Origin of the sequence: Agromyces italicus DSM 16388, assembly GCF_000421545.1 — a bacterium.
Taxonomy (GTDB): domain Bacteria; phylum Actinomycetota; class Actinomycetes; order Actinomycetales; family Microbacteriaceae; genus Agromyces; species Agromyces italicus.
On sequence record NZ_ATXF01000005.1, the window covers coordinates 52,333 to 71,418 of the forward strand.

Consider the following 19,086-nt stretch of genomic DNA (forward strand, 5'->3'; position numbering starts at 1 on the left):
GGCCCGACGCTACTCCGACGCGGCCTCGGCCGGGCCATCCGCGCGCGGTTCGATCGGATCCTCCGGATCCCCCGGTTCATCCGATTGCCCCGGTTCGTCCGATTCGTAGGACTCGGCACGTTCGGCGAGCGCGGACTCCTCCGCGAAGCGATCCGTGGCGGTGATGAGCGCGTCGAGGATGCCGGGCTCGTCGAAGGCGTGCCCGGCGTCGTCGACGATGGTGAACTCGGCCTCCGGCCAGGCGCGGTGCAGATCCCAAGCGGTCATCACGGGCGTGCACATGTCGTACCGGCCCTGCACGATCACCGCGGGGATGTCGCGCAGTCGCGTGGCATCCCTGATGAGCTGCCCCTCCTCCCACCAGCCGCCATGACGGAAGTAGTGGTTCTCGATGCGCGCGAACGCCGCGGCATACTCGGGCGCCGTGAACCGGGCGATGTTCTCGGCCTGCGGCAGCAGCGTGATGGTCGACGACTCCCAACGCGACCACGCGATCGCGGCGGGCTCGTACACGAGCGGGTCGGGGTCGGTGAGGAGCCGCCCGTACGCGTCGATGAGGTGCGCGCGATCGGCGGGTGCCACCGGGGCGAGGAACTCCTCCCACAGGTCGGGGAAGATCGCCGAGGCGCCGCCCTCGTAGAACCAGTCGAGCTCCTGCCTGCGCAGCGTGAAGATGCCGCGCAGCACCATCTCGGTCACCCGCTCGGGGTGGGTCTGCGCGTAGGCCAGGGCGAGCGCGCTCCCCCACGAGCCGCCGAAGAGCTGCCAGCGGTCGATGCCGAGGTGCCCGCGCAGGCGCTCCATGTCGGCGACGAGGTGCCACGTGGTGTTCGACGAGAGGTCGGCCTCGGGCTCGGAGGCATGCGGAATGGAGAGGCCGCAGCCGCGCTGGTCGAACAGCACGATGCGGTAGCGCTCGGGGTCGAACAGACGCCGGTGCGACGGGCTGGTGCCTCCCCCGGGGCCCCCGTGCAGGAACACGACGGGCTTGCCCTCGCGGTTGCCCGACACCTCCCAGTAGATGTGCTGGCCGTCCCCCACGTCGAGCATGCCGGTCTCCAGCGGCTCGATCTCCGGATACATCTCTCGCATCTGCTCACGGTAGCGAGCGGCGGATGCCGCGTCCCGGCGCCGCGCCGCAGGGCAGCCCCGGTTCGCGGCAGGGCGAGTCAGCTGCGTCGCACCCCGAGCATGAGCCACCACACGGGGAACCCGAGGTAGGCGACCGCGCCGGGCACGCCGCCGATGACGAAGAAGGCGAGTCGGCCTGCCGACTCGGCGGGGAACACGTAGGCGAGCGCGAACAGCAGGAGCGCGGCGAGGCCGGCACCTCCGGTGATGACCGCCCACCGCGCGAGTCCGCGGGTGAGCGCGTCGGGCGCCGCATCGCGCGCCGCATCGGGCGCCGCATCGCGGCGTCGCCGAAGCGCACGGAGCCCGACGGCGAGCAGCCACCAGAACATGAGCACGATCTGCGGGACCGCGAACATGAACTGGGTGTCGAGCGTCGCCGCCCCCGCGAGCATGCGCGCCGTGACGGTCGCAGCGGCGACCAGCGCGGCGATCGTGAGCCAGGTCAGGCCGGCCACGATCGGGGCGGGCCGGATCGCCCGCCAGACGAGCACCATTGCGACCGCCTGTGCCGGCACCATCACGATCAACAGCACGTCGTTCGCCGGGCCGAGCCACGACCAGGTGCGGAGGTTCTGCCCGAACGGGTCGGAGAGGCCGAAGAAGAGTACGAGCGCGAGCGCCGAGGCGACGCCGACATAGCCGGTCACGAGCGCCCATGCTCGCACCGACGCGGTCTCGGCCGAGGTCCCCGCCGGATGGCGTTCCATGCGGCCGATGCTACTCCCGCCACGCGGCTAGGCTTTCGGTATGGCAGCGAAGAAGCCGGTCACCGTCACGCTCACGGGCGCGGGCGGTCAGATCGGGTACGCACTCCTGTTCCGCATCGCCTCCGGTGCGATGCTCGGCCCCGACACTCCCGTGCGACTGAACCTGCTCGAGATCCCCCAAGGGGTGCGAGCCGCCGAGGGCGCCGCACTCGAACTGCAGGACTCCGCGTTCCCGCTCCTCCACGGCGTCGAGGTCTTCGACGACGCGACCGCGGCGTTCGACGGTGCGAACGTCGCGCTGCTCGTCGGCGCAAGACCGCGCACGGCCGGCATGGAGCGCGGCGACCTGCTCGCCGCGAACGGCGGCATCTTCGGCCCTCAGGGTGCGGCGATCAACGCCGGCGCCGCCGACGACATCAGGGTCGTCGTCGTCGGCAACCCGGCGAACACGAACGCACTCATCGCCGCATCGCATGCACCGGATGTCCCGGCCGAGCGCTTCACCGCGCTCACCCGGCTCGACCACAACCGGGCACTCGGTCAACTCGCCGCCACCGTCGACTCGCCCGTCGGCGAGCTCCGCGGCGTGACGATCTGGGGCAACCACTCCGCCACCCAGTTCCCCGACCTCGCGCACGCGACCGCGTCGGGCGATTCGGTGCCGGCCCTGCTCACGGCGAGGTTCGGCCTCGACGGCTACCGCGAGTGGCTCGTCGACGAGTTCGTCCCCCGGGTCGCGAAGCGCGGCGCCGAGATCATCGAGGTGCGCGGCTCCTCGTCGGTGGCGTCGGCCGCCTCGGCGACGGTCGACCACCTGCGCGACTGGGTGCTCGGCACGGCCCAGGGCTGGACGAGCGCTGCGGTCGTCTCGGACGGCTCCTACGAGGTGCCCGAAGGGCTCATCTCCTCCTTCCCGGTCGAGTCGGTGGACGGCGAGTGGCGCATCGTCTCCGGCCTCGAGGTCGACGAGTTCGCGCGGGGCCGGATCGCGGCATCCGTCGCCGAACTCGCCGATGAGCGCGATGCCGTGCGCGCGCTGGGGCTCATCTGAGCCCGAGCCCCCCGGTCACGGCGCCTCGTAGACTGAGGGCATGGCCGATTCCCCCTCGCCCGCAGCCCGTCGCAAGCAACTCATCGTCGGCCTCGTCGTCGGCCTTCTCGTGGGCGTGGGCGTGAGCCTCTGGACGGGGTTCTGGCTGTGGCTCGCCGCGGGCGCCGTGGTCGGCGCGGTCGCGGGCCTCTTGATGCGCCCGCCGGCCGAATAGCCCCCGACCCTCCCCTACGCGGACTCCCGCAGGCGCGACCGCACGTAGACCTCGATACCGTCGATGAGGCGTGCGAGCCCGAACTCGAACGCCTCGCCCGGTGCGGTCTCGACGGCACCGGCGGCCCGGCCGACACGGCCCGAGACGGGATAGCGCCCAGGGTCCATGATGCGGTCGAGCAGCGGCGCGTTTCGCGCCCACCAGTCGTCGTCGGTCTGGGCCGAGCTGCGCTGCAGCCGCTGGGCGTCGATGTGCGACCGGGCGGGCCCCGCGACGAAGCCGAGCAGCATCGTGAGTACACGATCGAGGTCGACGTCGTCGAGACCGAAACCGTCGAGGGCGCGCAGGCACCACTCCCAATGGTCGGAGATGTGCGGACCGAGCGGCGGACGGCTGGTGTCGATGTCGAGCAACCACGGATGGCGCAGGTACTCCTCCCACTGGATGCGGGCGATCAACGCGAGCCGGTCGCGCAGCGATCCGCGTGGGCGCGGCAGCGGCACCTCTCCGGCCACGTGGTCGACCATGAGGTCGATGAGCTCGGCCCGGCCGGGCACGTAGGTGTAGACCGACATGGGCTTGAGCCCCAGCCGATCGGCGACGCGACGCATCGAGAGCGCGCCGATGCCCTCGTCGTCGGCGAGCCGGATGGCCGCGCCGAGCACCTCGTCGATGCTCGAGCTCTGCTTGGGGCCTCGGCTGCCGACGGGTCGGCCGAGCCGTTCGCGCCACAGCAGTCGGAGCGTCAGGTCGGGCTCCTCGAGCCCCGTCGAATCGCCGGCCATGCGCGCCAGCATACATTCTCCGTAGCCCTCACGAAGTTTCACGGGCGCCCGCGAACGAGTCGGGGCCGGGGCATCCGAGAAATGGATGCCCCGGCCCCGAGCCGCTCGCTCGTCGTTACCTCTTCTTCGATTTCGCCTTCTCGGGCACGGGCAGCGTGCCCGCACGACGCTGCTCCTCGAAGTACGCGCGCGCCTCGTCCTGGCGCTCCTGCTCGATGCCGCTCGCGATCGTCGCGCGCAGGTGCTCGGGCCCGAAGCCGAACGCGTCGACGAGGCCCTGCGCGTGCGGGCGCAGCCGCTCGATCAGCCGGTCGATGTACGCGGTCACCGACTGCGCGCGCTGCGGCGAGAGACGCCCGTTGATCAGGTACCAGGCGGCGTGCTTCTCGATGAGGCCCAGCCCGAACAGGTCGCGCACCCAGGTCAGCACCTGCTTGGTGCCCTCGTCCTCGACGCGGGCGAGGCCGCGGGTGAACGCCTCCCACTGCAGCAGCTCGCCGTGGGCGCGGGCCGCCTCGATCAGCTGGTTCTGATTGCGGTTGAACGCGGCGGCGGCGTCGGCCTTCGGCAGCTTGCGCGCGTCGCGCAGGCGACCGGCGATCTCGGCGATCATCGTCTCGACGCGATCGGTCAGCAGCTCGCGCTGCGACTTCTCGTCGCGGAGCTCGCTCACCGATCGCGCGGTCGAGCCGAAGTCGGCGATCGTCTGGGCGAGGCGACGAAGGCCGGTGCCGTGATACGCGCGCTCGGCGGTCTGCGCCACAACATAGCGGGCCATCGCGCCCGCGTCCGCGTCCTTGAACTGCTTCGAGAAGTCCGTCAGCAGGCGCTTCGCCACGAGCTGGAGCAGCACGTTGTTGTCGCCTTCGAAGGTCACGTAGATGTCGAGATCATGCCGGAGGCCGACGAGGCGGTTCTCGGCGATGAAGCCGGCGCCGCCGCAGGCCTCACGCGCCTCCTGGAGGGTGTCGAGCGCGTGCCACGTCGACAGCGGCTTCAGCGCGGCGGCGATCGTCTCGAGGTCCTGGCGGTCGTCGTCGGTGTCGGCCTTGCCGCTGAACACCGCGTCGAACTTCACGAGGAACTCGTCGTGCGCGAAGACCTGCGCGTAGGTCGTGGCGAGGCGCGGCAGCAGGCGACGCTGGTGGCGCTGGTAGTCGAGCAGCACCTCCTCGTCGGTGTCGCTCGACGCGGTGAACTGGCGGCGCTGGTTGCCGTAGGTGATCGCGATCGCAAGACCCATGGCGCTTGCGGTGGTCGCGGCGCCGTCGAGCGAGACGCGGCCCTGCACGAGGGTGCCGAGCATCGTGAAGAAGCGGCGGCCGGGGCTCTCGATCGGCGACGAGTAGGTGCCGTCGGCCGCGACGTCGCCGTAGCGGTTGAGCAGGTTCTCGCGCGGGACGCGCACGTTCGTGAAGTGCAGCCGACCGTTGTCGATGCCGTTGAGCCCGCCCTTCAGGCCGTCGTCCTCACCGCCGACGCCCGGCAGGAACTCGCCCTCGTCGTCGCGGATGGGCACGTAGAAGCAGTGCACGCCGTGGTTGACGCCCTTGGTGACGAGTTGCGCGAAGACGGTCGCGTGCTTGCCGTGGAGCCCGGCGTTGCCGAGGAACTCCTTCCACGCCGCACGGAACGGCGTGTGGATGACGAACTCCTCCGTCGCCTCGTCGTACGTCGCCGTCGTGGCGATCGACGCGACGTCGGAGCCGTGCCCGATCTCGGTCATCGCGAAGGCGCCGGGCACCTCGAGCGACATGATCGCGGGCAGCCACTTCTCATGGTGCGGCGCGGTGCCGAGGTGCAGCACCGCCGCGCCGAAGAGACCCCACTGCACACCCGACTTGATCTGCAGACTCGGGTCGGCGATGACGAGCTCCTCGAAGGCGGCGATGTTGCCGCCGTGGTCGTCGAGGCCGCCGAGCGACGTCGGGTAGGCGCGCTGGATCGCGCCCTCCTCGACGAGGATCTTCAACTGCCCGAGCACCCGCTCGCGGTGCTCGGCCATCGTGAGCCCCTCGATGCGCTGCAACTCCGGTCGGGCGGCGCGCTCGCGCGCCGCGAGGCGCACCTCGGGCCAGGTGCCGAGAAGCTGACGGCCGAGCGCCGCCACATCGAGACGGGGCGAGGATGCCGTGCTCTCGGCCGGCTCCGAGGCCGTCTTCGCTGCCGCCTCCGATGCCGTCGGCGAAGGGGGTGCGGGGGCGCGCGTCGGCGCGGGGCTCTGCTTCGAGGTGCGGGGTGCCGTGTCAACCATCGTCGGTCTCGTCCTTCGTCTGCGGTCCGGGCGCGTGCGGAGCACGCCTCATTCCACGGTAGGACGACGCCCTGCGAGTCCGAAACAGTGCGTTCTCCCTCTACAAATACGCACGGAGGGCGCTCGACGTCAACTGTGCGCCATCTACAAAGCCGAGCGACGGAATCATTGGGGCATCCACAACTTCACCCGCGGCGCGGCGACCACGGCTCAGCTGCCGAAGAAGTCGCGCGCCCTCCCCGACCACAGCATCCCGATGACGACCAGGGAGATCGCTGCGCTGAAGTACTCGCCGATCGCTCCCGGCGGGTAGACGATCGCGAGATAGACCGACGCCCCGATCGAGAGCATCTGAAACACGGTGATCACGAGGCGGGCGCCGCTCGAGCCGCGGAGGAGGCCGGTACCGACGATCATCACGACCGCGCCGATCACGATCGAAAGGATGGCGGAGGTGATGAGCTGACTCGCCCCGCCGAACATCTCGACCGTCGACGCGACGCTCGTCTGGAAGAGCAGGATGCTGCCGCCGATGATGTCGAACAGTCCCGAGATCCACGTGAGCACGGCGACGAGCGTCACCCCGGCGGGTCGTTTCGCGGTCATGGCGCGATGCTAGCCCCGTGTACGCCGAAGCGCACCGCGAACCGTCGCAATCGGCGAGATCCGGTCATGAAGATCGACCGATTGCGACGGTTCGGGCGGCGGGTTCAGCCCTCGTAGCGGAGACCGTACCCGTGCGGGAAGAGCGGGTCGACGGTGTCGAAGGGCACGTCGGGACGGCTCGCCTCGACCGCGGCCATGGTGCGCGGGAGGTCGAACGGCAGGCGGCCCTCGGGCGCTGCGGCCCCGGTCAGCACGTCGAGCAGGGCCCGGTCGCTCGCGCCCCAGTTGCCCGTGAGCGCCGCGACCTCGTCGACGATCGGCGTGAGGATCGCGGGCCGGTCGAGGAACACGTCGACGACGGTCGGCACCGCGTCCGCGATCTCGCGCAGGTGCGCAAGGCGCTCCTCGGGGAAGTCGAGCGACCCCGAGTGGAAGAAGTTCTCGAAGAACGTCGGACGCTCCTCGAACGGCGCGGCGAGACGCAGGATCGCGACGTCGGCCTCGGCCGGACTTGCGACGACCTCGCCGTACTCGCCCGCAACCTCGGGCACGACGCCTTCGACGTAGAGCTTCAGCCCGCGAGCGAGCGGCAGGGTGGGCGCGGCAGCGCCCGAGGCATCCGTGCGCTCGCGGTTGACCAGCAGTGTGATCGCCGCGCGCTGCGCCGCCTCGCCCGCGGCGACGAACTCCGCGGACCCGACGACGCGCTTCGCGCGCTCGACGTCGACGAAGCGGTGCTCGAAGAGCCCGAGCACGAACTTCTCCCGGAGCAGGCGCCTGGCCGAGGCATCCACCCGTTCTTCGGCGATCTCGCCGTCGCGCACGAGCTCGATGAGGAGTTCGGGGCACGCCTCGCCGCCGAACTGGTCGCAACCGGCGTCGATGACCTTCTTGACCCGCTCGCGCGGGCTCAGGTGCTCGACGCCCCACGCACGCGCGGGGAACGGCTCGCCCATGATCTCGTCGTCGGTGATGAGGCCCCAGTCGGTGCAGACGATGCCGTCGAAGCCGTAGCGCTCGCGAAGCAGCCCGGTCACGACCGACTTGTTGAAGCCGAAGCCGACCTCCTCGTACTCCGTGCCGACGGGCATGCCGTAGTACGGCATGATCTGGCTCGTGCCGGCCTCGAACGCCGCCTCGAACGGCTTCAGGTGGAGCTCGAACTCGCCGCCGGGGTAGACCTGCTCGCGCCCGTGGCCGAAGTGGGGGTCCTCGCCGTCCTGCTGGGGACCGCCGCCCGGGAAGTGCTTGGTCATCGTCGCGACGGAGTCGTGGCCGAGGGTCTCGCCCTGGAAGCCTCGGATGTAGGCGGCGCCGAGCCGCGATGCGAGCTCGACGTCCTCGCCGAACGTCTGCAGGGCCCGCGACCAGCGCGGCTCGGTCGCGAGATCGATCTGCGGGTGCAGGGCGACGCGGATGCCGACGGCCGTGTACTCCTGACGGGCGATGTCGGCGAAGCGCTCGACCGTCGCCTCGTCGCCGATCGCCGCGAGGCCCATCGGCTCGGGCCAGACCGAGAAGGCGCCGGCGAACAGGGCCGCGAGCGGGTTGTCGCTGTACGAGTTGCGCGGGTCGCTCGAGATCGTCACCGGGATGCCGAGCCGCGTCGCGGCGGCGAGCTCCTGCAGCCGGTTGTGCCACTCGGCGAAGGCACCCGGGTCGGCGGGCGCCTGGTGGATGTTGAAATGGTTCATCTTGAGCCCGTTGACGAACGCGTCGGTCGAGCCGCCACCGGCCACACCCGCCTCCTCGGCGAGGGTGCCGTCGGGGTTGATGCCGATCACCGTCTGGAAGAAGAGGCCCGCCTTCTCTTCGAGCGTCATCTGGGCGAGCAGGATCTCGACGCGCTCGGCGATCGGCAGGCTCGCGTCGCGGTATCGCGCGTCGATGGGGGCGGTGTCGTCGGCGGATGCCGCGGCATCCCGGTTCTGCAGCTCGGTCATGCCGGCACTCCTTCATGCTGGGGGCTGGGTGCGCCGCGATGGCCGCACCCTCTGATCATAAACCGAGCGACATTCGGGATTGAAGGCCGCTCGGTTCGTTCGGAGACGATTCCCATATCGACTCAGTCGGAGCCGGCCTCGACGTAGCTCAGGTCGTTGACGGTGCGCACCGTCCATTCGCCGCCCCGGTAGACGAGCTCCGACACCGCGCCGTTCTCGATGCCCGCAGTGACCTCGCCGAGGTCGGCGCCGAGCGCCTCGAGCGCAGCCATGATCGTGATGCCGCTCGAGACGACGAGCACGTTGCCGCCCTTCTTCGACTGCCCCTCCGCGATCTCCTCGAGCGCGGCGACCGCCCGGTCGGCGACCTCGCCCGAGGTCTCGGCCGTGTAGCCCGAGCCTTCGTTGAGACGCGCCATCGCGTCGAGCGCCGCGTTCATGTCGAACTCGGGGTCTTCGAAGAGTTCGCCGACATGGGCGTAGCCGAGTTCGACGGCGATCTCGTTCCAGGTCTCGAGGCCGTCGCTGCCCTCGTACTTGCCGAAGGCGATCTCGCGCAGGCGCTCGTCGCGCACGGCCTCGCCGCGGTAGCCGACCTCGTCGAGCGCGAGCGACACCGTCTCCCAGTGCCGCACCATATCGGCCGAGTACGCGGCGTCGAAGTCGACGCCGGCTTCGGCGAGCCCGGCGCCGAGGTGCTCGGCGACCTCGCGCCCTTCGTCGGTGAGCGGCGAGTCCGACCAGCCCTGCACGCGCTCGAGCGCGTTGAGCATGGTCTCGCCGTGGCGGGTGAGGTAGATCGTGACGGGCTGGGCCTTGGGCTTCTTGGCGACGGGTTCGACCGCCTGCGCCGACATGGCGGCGAGCGAGCAGAGGGCGACGGCGACGGCGCCGGCCGCGGCGAGGCGGATGAAACGACGAGACGACATTGTCCGGTGACCTTTCGGATCGGGTGGGGGTGCGATTGCAGGGAGCCTAGCGCAGATTCGACCGCTTGGTAACAAAATTTCGATCGACGGCGGCGGTAGCCTCGAGAACGATGAGGATGACCCGATGAGCGCGGCCGGATTCGGCGGCGCCGCCGCACCGACCCGGCAGGCGCGATCCGCGGAGACCCGTACGCGAATCCTCGACGCCGCGACCGCCGCCTTCATCCGCGACGGCATCGCCGCGGTGTCGCTCCGCGACGTGGCGGGTCTCGCCGGGGTCACCCACCCGGGGCTGCTCCGTCACTTCGCCTCGAAGGATGCGCTGCTCGGCGCCGTGGTCGAACGCCTCGACCGCGCGAACACCGACTGGATCGACGAGGTCGAGCCCGCGCCCGGCACCCTCGGCATGGCGGCACTCGCCGAGCGCAATGCCCGCACACCGGGCTACCTCGAGCTCTACACGGCGCTCGCCGGCGAGGCCACGAGCCCGACCCACCCGGCCCACGAGCACCTGCGCGAGCGCTACGCGCGGGTGCGCGCCGCCATCACCGAGCAGCTCGCAGCGCTGCCGCTCGGCGGCGACCTCGTTCCGGCCACCGAGGCGACGCTCCTCATCGCAGCCTGGGACGGCCTCCAGCTGCAGCAACGCTACGCTCCCTCCCTCGACCTCGTCGCCCACCTCGAACGCCACGAGCGGCGCCTCCTCGGCGACCCCCCGCCCGTCGATCCGGGCGAACGCTCCGCGCCGGCCGAGGCCATCCCCCCGACGGTGGTCGTCGAGGAGGAGCCGGCGGGCCGGCTCGGCCGCGAGCGCCGAGCGAGCATCGCGGCGAGCGCGATCGAGCTGTTCGCCCGCGACGGGTACCACGGCACCAGCCTGCGCGAGCTCGCCGAGCGTGCCGGCATCTCGAAGTCGACGCTCGTGCACCACATCGGAACGAAGGACGAACTGCTCACCGCGGTGCTGCGCCTGCGAGACCGGCGCACGATCACGCCCGAGCCGCCCGGAGCCGAACAGGCGGCCGAGCACCTCTTCGCCCTCGCTGACGCGGCTGACCGCACCGCCCGCGACGAACCCGGACTGATCGGGCTGTATTCGGTGCTCTCGTGCGAGGGGGCGACACCGGGGCATCCGGCGCACGACTACTTCGCCCGCCGGTTCCGAGAGAGCCGACGCTACTTCCTGAGCCTCCTCCGTCGCATGCGCGACGAGGGCACCCTGCGCGAGGATCGCGACCCGGGTCACGAATCCGCGTGGCTGCCCGCGGTGTGGGACGGCCTCCAGATCCAGTGGTCGTACGATCACTCGATCGACGTCGGAGCGCACCTGCGCGCGTACTTCCGAGAACTCGTGGTGCCGGGGTGCGTCGCCGACCACGCCGACCACGCCGATCTCGGCGATCTCGGCGCTTCGACCGGCGCCGAGGCGCCGACCCCGGGGCGGCCGGCTCAGGCCGCGGCGACCACCGCGAGCAGCGCCTCGCCGTAGGCCTCGCGCTTCACGGCGCCGAGGCGCCGACCCCGGGGCGGCCGGCTCAGGCCGCGGCGACCACCGCGAGCAGCGCCTCGCCGTAGGCCTCGCGCTTCTTGGCGCCGATGCCCGTGATGCCGTCGAGCTCGCCCAGACTCGCCGGCTTCGCGACGGCGACCGCCCGCAACGTGGCGTCGCCGAACACGATGTAGGCGGGCACCCCCTGCTCGCGCGCCTCGCCCGCGCGCCACGCGCGCAGCTGCTCGAAGAGCTCGGCCTGGGCCGGCTCGAGGTCGGCCGCCGCGGGCGCCGCCTTGGCCCCGCCTCGCGAACGGGATGCGCGCTCGACCTCGGTGCGCAGCATCACGCTGCGGCGCCCCGAGAGCACCTCGCCCGCGACGTCGGTGATCGTGAGCGTGCCGTACTCGCCGTGGGTCGCGAGAAGGCCCTGGGCGAGCAACTGGCGAACCACACCCCGCCACTGCTGGTCGCTGAAATCGGCGCCGAGCCCCCACGTCGAGAGCGAGTCGTGGCCGTACTGGCGAACCCGCGGCGTCTCTTTGCCCCGCAGGATGTCGATGAGGTGGCCGGCGCCGAACTTCTGGCGACGCTCACGCTGCAGTCGGACGATCGTCGACATGAGCTTCTGCGCGGGAACCGTGCCGTCCCACGAGGCCGGCGGCTCGAGGCAGGTGTCGCAATTGCCGCACGGCTCGCTCGCCTCGCCGAAGTAGGCGAGGAGATTCTGCCTGCGGCACTGCACGGTCTCGCAGAGCGCGAGCATCGCGTCGAGGTGCGCCGACAGCCGACGGCGATGCGCGAGATCGCCCGGGCTGTCGTCGATCATGCGACGCTGCTGCACGACGTCTTGGAGCCCGTAGGCGAGCCACGCGGTCGCCGGGGCACCGTCGCGGCCCGCGCGCCCCGTCTCCTGGTAGTAGCCCTCGACCGACTTCGGCAGGTCGACGTGGGCGACGAATCGCACGTCGGGCTTGTCGATGCCCATGCCGAAGGCGATGGTCGCCACCACGACGACCCCGTCCTCCCGGAGGAAGCGATCTTGCGTCGAGCGGCGCAGCTCGGGGTCGAGCCCCGCATGGTACGGCAGCGCGTTGACGCCGTTCGCGGCGAGGAAGGCGGCGGTCTTCTCGGTGGTCGCGCGGCTGAGCGCGTAGACGATGCCCGGCACCGGTCGACCCTCGGCGTCGACGCCCTCGCTGCGCACGAAGTCGAGCAGCTGCCGGCGCACCTCGAGCTTCGGGGCGATACGGTACTGGATGTTCGGTCGGTCGAAGCTCGAGACGAAGTGCTTCGCCCCGCCGAGCGAGAGCCGCTCGGTGATCTCGCGATGCGTCGCCTCGGTCGCGGTCGCCGTGAGGGCGATGCGGGGCACCTCGGGCCAGCGCTCGGCCAGCTCGGCGAGCGCGAGATAGTCGGGGCGGAAGTCGTGGCCCCACTGCGCCACGCAATGCGCCTCGTCGATGGCGAACAACGACACGGCGCCACGGGCGAGCAACTGCTTCGCGCCCTCGGTGTTCAGGCGTTCGGGGGCGATGTAGAGCAGATCGAGCTCGCCGTCGAGGTAGGCGCGCTCGACGGCGGCACGCTCACCCGCCTGCTGGCTCGAGTTGAGGTACGCAGCACGAACGCCGTTGCGCACGAGCGCGTCGACCTGGTCGTGCATGAGCGCGATGAGCGGAGACACCACGACGCCCGTGCCCTCGCGGAGGAGCGCCGGGATCTGGTAGCAGAGGCTCTTGCCGCCACCGGTCGGCATGAGCACGACGGCGTCGCCGCCGCCCGCGACCTGCTCGATGATCTCGGCCTGCTCACCACGGAAGGCGTCGTAACCGAACACGGTGTGCAGCGCCTCGTGCGCGGTCGCGAACCGCGCCGGCGCGGCGACCGCAGGGCGCTGCAGGCCGGATGCCGCGTGGCCGCCGGGCGAGCGGCCGGCCGGGGGCCGCCCACCGCCAGTCGCCGGCGAGCGAGGGCCTGTCTCGGGGGCGGTGGAACCAGTCGCCGATGAGCCGGACCCCGTCGCCGAGCCCCATGCGACGGCGCCGCCGCGGTACTCGTCGGGAGGCGGGGGCGCGGCCCACTCGTCGTCGGGCGGCGGGGCGAGCTCGTCGAGGTCGAACGGGACTTCGTCGGCCCACTCCGGTTCCGCGTTCCTGCTCACCCGACGAGTCTACTGAGCCCCGGCGACGCGCAGCCCTGGGCGCCGGCGACGGCGCCGGCCCGAAGCATCCGCCGCCTGCGGAAGAGGTGGCGCCCGGCGCCACCCGGCGGCGCACCGCACCGGTGGCCCGCACCACAACTCCGGAGATCACCACCCGATCGGACGCAACAGCCGTTTCCACCCGAAACTGTGGCGATCGCCGAAGCTGTGGCGGGCGAACGGGGCCGGGCGCGACGCACCGCGGCGCACCGCACCGGTGGCCCCGCACCACAACTCCGGAGATCACCACCCGATCGGACGCAACAGCCGTTTCCACCCGAAACTGTGGCGATCGCCGAAGCTGTGGCGGGCGAACGGGGCCGGGTGCGGCGCACCCGGCCCCGTTCGTTCGGTCAGCCGACGTTCAGGGTGAACGCACTCACCGTGCCGGTCGACGGCACCGTGAGGTCGAACCGCATCGGCCCGCTCGCGCCCGCCGGCACCGTGAAGGTCACGGTCGCCTTGCCGATCTCGTCGACCGTCGGCGTGTAAGCCCGGTTCACCGCGGCCGTCGTGAGCTGGGTGCCGCCGAACGAGACGACGACCGTGCCCGCAGCCGGCTCGTTGCGGCTGAAGTCGAGCGACGACAGCTTCACGGTCACCGACTCGCCCGGCGCGTACACGCCGTCTCCCTCGATGTCGACGCCGACCGCACGCTGGGCGTTGTCGGGCGTGATCTCGGGGTTCACCTCGAAGTAGTCGACCATCGATTCGAGGTCGATCTTGCCGGTGTCGGCGCGCCCCGTGCCGAGGCCGAGGGTGGTGAAGTTGTCGCCACCGGCCGCGAGGAAGGAGTTCGCACCCACGAGGTAGGTCGCGGCCGGGTCGATCGGCTCGCCGTTCAGCAGAATCTCGGTGATGCGCGATCCGGCCGCGGCGGTCGGGTCGTACGTGTAGACGAGCTCCTTGTTGACGCCGAGCTTCAGGAACGGACGCGACGCGCCCGCGGGCTGCCACTGCTCCTCCAGCACCTTCTTGACCTGCGCACCGGTGAGGTTCACCGTCACCAGAGTGTTGGCGAACGGCTGCACGTTCGCCGCTTCGCGGTAGGTGACCTCACCCGACGCCAGGTCGGCGCGGAGGCCCCCCGGATTCATGAAGGTGATGTCGACCGAGCGCGTGCCGTCGGCGTTGAGCGCCCACTGCTGAACGTCGGCCACGAGGTTGCCGAGGGTCGACTCGCCGCCACGGTTCTCGGGGAACGACGACGCGCCGTCGGGGTTCGACGCGACGGCCCGACCGAAGTCGGAGCTCGCCTCGCCGAGCACCACGCTGCCGAGCTCGTCGGCGACCTTCACGGCCTCGTCGACGATGGGCTGCACCGCCGGGTCGTTCGGGTAGAGCGCCGTCGTGCCGTCCATCAGACTGTGCAGTTCGTTCGTCATCGTGAACGTCTTCTTCGCCCGGTTGTACTGGATGTCCATCCGCGAGAAGCGCTCGCCGTACTGACCGCTCGAGATCACCGGTCGGCCGTCGATCACGTGGTTGTAGGCGAGGTGGGTGTGACCCGAGACGATCGCGTCGACGTTGTCGTTCGCGCCGAGCACGATCTTGCCGAATCGCGACTCGGGGTCGGTCGCCGACGCGATGTCGGTCGTCGCCGCCCCCTCGTGCACGAGGAGCACGATGATGTCGGCCTCGCCGTTCTGCTTCTTGCCGTCGCTCAACTGGTTCGCAACGCGGTTCACGGCCTCGGTCGGGTCGCCGACCGTGATGTCCTCGATGCCCGCCGGGCTGACGAGCGAGGGCAGTTCGTCGGTGACCGCGCCGATGAAGCCGACGGTCACGCCGTCGTACGTCTTGGTGAAGTACTCGGGCAGGGCCGGCGTGGTCGTGCCCTTCTCATAGACGTTCGCGCCGAGGTACTCCCAGAGCGCCAGCGGCATCACCCGGTCGGTGAGGTCGGCGAAGCCCTGGTCGAACTCGTGGTTGCCGACCGCGCTGACGTCGAGCCCGGCCTCGTTGAGCGCCTCGATCGTCGGCTTGTCCTGCTGGATGAACGAGGTGAACGTCGAGGCCCCGATCATGTCGCCCGCGGCCGCGAAGATCGTGTTCGGGTTCTCGGCACGGACCTGCTTGACCGCGCTGGAGAGCGCGGCGATGCCGCCCGACGGCGGCGACTGCTCGATGCGGCCGTGGAAGTCGTTCACCGTCACGAGGTCGATGTCGACCGTGCCGGGAACACCCTCGGGACCGACCCCGACGAGGATCGGGTCGTGGTCGCTCGAGCGGAACTCGGTCGCCTCGTCGACGGTCTCGGCGGCCGGGCCCCAGTACTCACGGCCCGACCACTCGGGCGAGTTGATCGACCACACCGCGGTCTTCGTCACGCGGTCGCTCGCGGCGGGCGAGGCGATCACGTGGTCGAGCGAGCCCAGCTCGCCGTCGAAGGTGTAAGTGTACTGGCCTCGTGCCTTGCTGAAGACGAGGTCGTTCCAGCCTGCGTCGGTGAAGACCTTGATCGGGTCCTCCTTGGCGTACGAGTTGAAGTCGCCGACGAGGTAGATCGCGTTCTTGCGCCCCTCCGAGAGCTCGTTCGCGAACGCGAGCAGCGACTCGGCCTGCGCCGTGCGCTCGTCGTTGAAGGCGTCCTGGCCGGGCTGCGGCGACGGGTCGGTGCCGCCCTTCGACTTGAAGTGGTTCGAGATCACGGTCACGAACTGCTTGCCGTGCTTGAAGGTCTGGGCGATCGGCTCGCGCGCGATGTCCCACACGGTCTCGTCGATGATCGTCTGCGCCTCGCCGCTCGGCTTGACCGCGGCGGGCTTGTAGATGATCGCGTTCGTGATGACGTCGACGATCGCGGGGTCGTGCAGCGCCTCGGGCGTCTTCACGTACTTCCACGTGCCGGCACCCGCAGCGTCGTTGAGCCCGTCGACGAGGTCGGCGAGCGCCTCGTCGGGCGCTTCGCCGAGCGCGACCGAGTTCTCGATCTCCTGGAGCGCGACGACGTCGGCGTCGAGCCCGTTGATCGCGGTCACGATCTTGGCCTTCTGCACCGCGAACTCCTTGGCGGTGTCGGCGCCGCGCGCCTCGGGGTTCTCAGAGGTCAACGTCGTGAAGTAGTTCAGCACGTTGAACGCGGCGACGGTGATGTCGCCGCCGACGGCGGGTGCCGCGGCGGGCCTCGGGTTCGCCACGGTGAAGGTGGGCTTCAGTGCCGCAGAGCTCGCGTCGTTGATCGGCTGCGTCGGCTGCAGACGCCACTCGTTGAAGCCGAAGCCGAGCACGTAGCCCGCGGTCGGGAACTTCACGACATCGCCGTTGCGGACGGCCACGGCCTTGGTGAAGTACGGCTGGTCGCCGGGGTGGGCGGGGTTGTCGGTGCCGTTCGAGTTGCGCACGGCGATGCTGTAGCCGTCGTCGAGCAGGATGCGACTAGCCCGGTTCGCGGCCGCGACGTCGCTCGCGCCCTTCGAGCCGGGGCGCTGCGTCTCGGTCGACTTCACCGGCATCGCAGCGCCCGCGTTCAGCCACAGCTCGCCGAAACGGTTGAGATTGTGGCTCGAGACCACCTTGTAGGTGCCGCTCGGCGCGACGAGCATGCCCTCGAATGCCTCACGAGCGCCGCTGCCGACGGCGGTGGCGGGCAGCGGGGTCACCGCGGGCACACCGACCCCGGCCTCCACGAGCTCGACGTTCGCCGCCTTCTCGGGTTTGATCTGGGTCGTGCCGTTGAACTCCTCGACGACGCCCGTGACGCGCACCTCGTCGCCGATCGCGACCGCGGGGTTCTCGCCGTGGAGGTAGACGAAGACGCCGTCCGAGGCCTTGGGCGTGGCATCCGCCGTGCCGCCAGAACCGGCCGTCTGGATGTAGACGCCGTCGAAGCCGCCGACCCGGTGGTCGGCCGTCACGATGCCCTCGGTGACGACGGCCTTCCCGACGAACGGGCTCTCGGCCTTGTCGGTGCCCTGGATCTCGGCGATGGTCTTGGCGACGGGGGCGGGCGTGCCGCCGGATCCGGAGTTCTGCGGCGTCGGCGTCGACGTGAAGCTGAAGTCCTTCGAGTTGTCGTCGGTGTCCGTGAAGTCGGTGCGCGCGATGCTGCCGGGAGTGGTCGTGTTCGTGCCCGGGTAATTCGCGGCCGCACCTTCGTAGTTGCCGGAAGAGCCGTAGCCGACGTAGTCGGCGACCTGCGGGTGGTCGACGATCGACCCCGTTCCGGGGTTGAGCGCGGTGGCCGTCTTCGCGAGGAACAGCGACCCGTCGGTTCCACTCGACTGGATCCCGAAGGACGCATCGGTGGCGGGCAGTGCGGCACCGTTGCCGCCGTTGCTGCCGAGACCGATGAGGTAGTAGCCGCCCGACTCGATCGTGCCGCTCAACGCGCCGACGCCGTTCGAGGCGGGCGCGCCGGTGCTCGAGGCGGAGCGGTACTGGATCGACCAGCCCGCGAGGGAGACGTCGGCGTTCGTCGGGTTGTAGAGCTCGACGAACTTGTTCTGGAAGGGCTGGCCCGTGCTGCCGCCGCGCGAGTAGACCTCGTTGATCACGACCCCCGAGCCGTCGACCGCGGCGAGGGCGGGCGCGGCGCCGAGAACCCCGGCGACGAGCGTGCCCGCAGCGGCGAGGGCCACCGCGGACAGGCAGTTTCTGGTGAGACGTTGCATGACTCTCCTCATCGAACGACCACTCCCCACCTCGGATTCGACGTCGGAGCGAGCACGCCGGCGGCGGGGCGATTGCTCCGTAGCCTATGACCGGCGTGTGCCCATGCCAAGGGCTTTCCATCACCCGCTCGCCCTGATTTCACGCGGAGTTCACGCGGCCTGCTCAGATGAGCAGGTCAGCCCGTGACCTCCGCACGAATGAGCAGTGGAGCAGTGAGCGGAGAGCGCCCGATACGCTGATCAGCACCATGCTCACCGCCGTCCTCTCGCTCACCGGAGCATTCGTGTTCGGAGCGGCGGACTTCCTCGGGGGGCTCGCCGCGAAGCGCATCGGCGCCGTGCTCGCCACCGCGGTCGCCGCACTCGCCGGTTTCGTCGGCCTGGCGGTCGCGACCCCCCTGTCGGGCGGCGAATGGACCGCCGCCGACCTCTGGTGGGGCGCTGCGGCGGGAGTCGTCGGCGCGGTCGCGATCGGGCTCCTCTACGCCTGCCTCGCGATCGGCCCGATGTCGATCCTCTCGCCGCTCACCGCGGTGGTCTCGGCGATCGTCCCGATGCTCTGGGACCTTGCGACGGGCGCACAGCTCGGCGCCCTCGCCCCCTGGGCGCTCGGCCTGGCGCTCGTCGCGGTCGTGCTCGTCGGTTTCGTGCCCGAGCGGGGCGCCGTGCGGCCGAGCCTCGCCGGCATCGTCATGGGCATCGGCTCGGGTACCGCGATCGGCGGCTTCTTCATCCTGATCGACCAGACGAGCGACGAGAGCGGCCTCGCGCCCCTCGCGGTCAACTCCGCGGTCACCGCGGTCGTCATGTTCGCCGTGGTCGGCGGGCTCGCGCTCCGCGCCCGGGCGAAGCGGTCGAGGATGCCACGCCCCGACGAGTCGCCGGATGCCGCCCCCGCCCCTCGGGACCGGGCACGGGGCATCCGCCTCGCCGCCGTCGGCGGTTTCGTCAACGCCGCCGCGAACGCCTTGATCCTCTTCGGGATCCGGGCCGGCGAGCTGGCGGTCGCCGCGGTGCTCGGCGCGATGTATCCGGCGGGCACGATCCTGCTCGCCGCGATCGTGCTGAAGGAGCGCATCGCACCGGTGCAGTGGGTCGGCCTCGTGCTCGCCCTGGCCTCGGCGGCCATGCTCGCGGTCGCCTGATGCGGCGACCGGG

At 70.9% G+C, this 19,086-nt stretch carries 13 protein-coding genes; 4 read left to right on the forward strand and 9 right to left on the reverse strand.

The features are described 5' to 3' along the window. Positions 1-9: 9 nt before the first annotated feature. Both pip and H516_RS0104560 read right to left on the reverse strand, forming a co-directional pair. Positions 10-1,092 carry a prolyl aminopeptidase gene (pip, locus tag H516_RS18300; protein WP_022888535.1) on the reverse strand — a complete coding sequence of 361 codons (1,083 nt, stop codon included), beginning with the start codon at positions 1,090-1,092 and terminating at the stop codon, positions 10-12. Positions 1,093-1,169: 77 nt separating this feature from the next. Continuing rightward, positions 1,170-1,841 (reverse strand): hypothetical protein, encoded by a 672-nt coding sequence (locus H516_RS0104560; RefSeq protein ID WP_022888536.1) that lies wholly within the window; start codon positions 1,839-1,841, stop codon positions 1,170-1,172. A 40-nt stretch (positions 1,842-1,881) separates the two neighbouring features. Between H516_RS0104560 and H516_RS0104565 the strand changes: the two genes are divergently transcribed. Next, the gene (locus H516_RS0104565; RefSeq protein WP_022888537.1) at positions 1,882-2,892 is read left to right on the forward strand and encodes a malate dehydrogenase; all 1,011 of its coding nucleotides are present in this window, start codon (positions 1,882-1,884) and stop codon (positions 2,890-2,892) included. 40 nt (positions 2,893-2,932) lie between these two features. Continuing rightward, positions 2,933-3,106 (forward strand): hypothetical protein, encoded by a 174-nt coding sequence (locus tag H516_RS21985; RefSeq protein WP_022888538.1) that lies wholly within the window; start codon positions 2,933-2,935, stop codon positions 3,104-3,106. A gap of 14 nt (positions 3,107-3,120) precedes the next feature. On the opposite strand, the gene H516_RS0104575 is transcribed toward H516_RS21985, so the two are convergent. The 5 genes from H516_RS0104575 to H516_RS18305 form a co-directional block, all read right to left on the reverse strand. Then, entirely contained in the window at positions 3,121-3,891 is a 771-nt protein-coding gene (locus H516_RS0104575) for a TetR/AcrR family transcriptional regulator (protein WP_026378425.1), read from the reverse strand. Positions 3,892-4,006: 115 nt separating this feature from the next. Continuing rightward, complete coding sequence (locus H516_RS0104580) at positions 4,007-6,145, reverse strand: acyl-CoA dehydrogenase family protein (RefSeq protein ID WP_022888540.1); 2,139 nt, start codon at positions 6,143-6,145, stop codon at positions 4,007-4,009. 210 nt (positions 6,146-6,355) lie between these two features. Beyond that, the gene (locus H516_RS0104585) at positions 6,356-6,751 is read right to left on the reverse strand and encodes a DUF7144 family membrane protein (RefSeq protein WP_022888541.1); all 396 of its coding nucleotides are present in this window, start codon (positions 6,749-6,751) and stop codon (positions 6,356-6,358) included. Between the two features lie 104 nt (positions 6,752-6,855). Next, positions 6,856-8,694, reverse strand: coding sequence for a glycoside hydrolase family 3 protein (locus H516_RS0104590; protein WP_022888542.1), 1,839 nt, complete (start codon positions 8,692-8,694; stop codon positions 6,856-6,858). A 122-nt stretch (positions 8,695-8,816) separates the two neighbouring features. Beyond that, on the reverse strand, positions 8,817-9,623 hold the full coding sequence (locus H516_RS18305) for a histidine phosphatase family protein (protein ID WP_022888543.1): 807 nt from the start codon (positions 9,621-9,623) through the stop codon (positions 8,817-8,819). A gap of 124 nt (positions 9,624-9,747) precedes the next feature. Between H516_RS18305 and H516_RS18310 the strand changes: the two genes are divergently transcribed. Beyond that, positions 9,748-11,112 (forward strand): TetR/AcrR family transcriptional regulator, encoded by a 1,365-nt coding sequence (locus H516_RS18310; protein WP_022888544.1) that lies wholly within the window; start codon positions 9,748-9,750, stop codon positions 11,110-11,112. A 46-nt stretch (positions 11,113-11,158) separates the two neighbouring features. Here H516_RS18310 and recQ read toward each other — a convergent pair whose 3' ends face one another. Both recQ and H516_RS20875 read right to left on the reverse strand, forming a co-directional pair. After that, entirely contained in the window at positions 11,159-13,276 is a 2,118-nt protein-coding gene (gene recQ, locus H516_RS0104605) for a DNA helicase RecQ (protein ID WP_022888545.1), read from the reverse strand. Between the two features lie 392 nt (positions 13,277-13,668). Then, on the reverse strand, positions 13,669-17,928 hold the full coding sequence (locus H516_RS20875) for an ExeM/NucH family extracellular endonuclease (protein WP_022888546.1): 4,260 nt from the start codon (positions 17,926-17,928) through the stop codon (positions 13,669-13,671). Between the two features lie 248 nt (positions 17,929-18,176). On the opposite strand from H516_RS20875, the gene H516_RS0104615 reads away from it, so the two are divergent. Next, positions 18,177-19,073, forward strand: a complete 897-nt coding sequence (locus tag H516_RS0104615) for an EamA family transporter (RefSeq protein WP_022888547.1) — start codon at positions 18,177-18,179, stop codon at positions 19,071-19,073. The last annotated feature ends 13 nt before the right edge of the window (positions 19,074-19,086 follow it).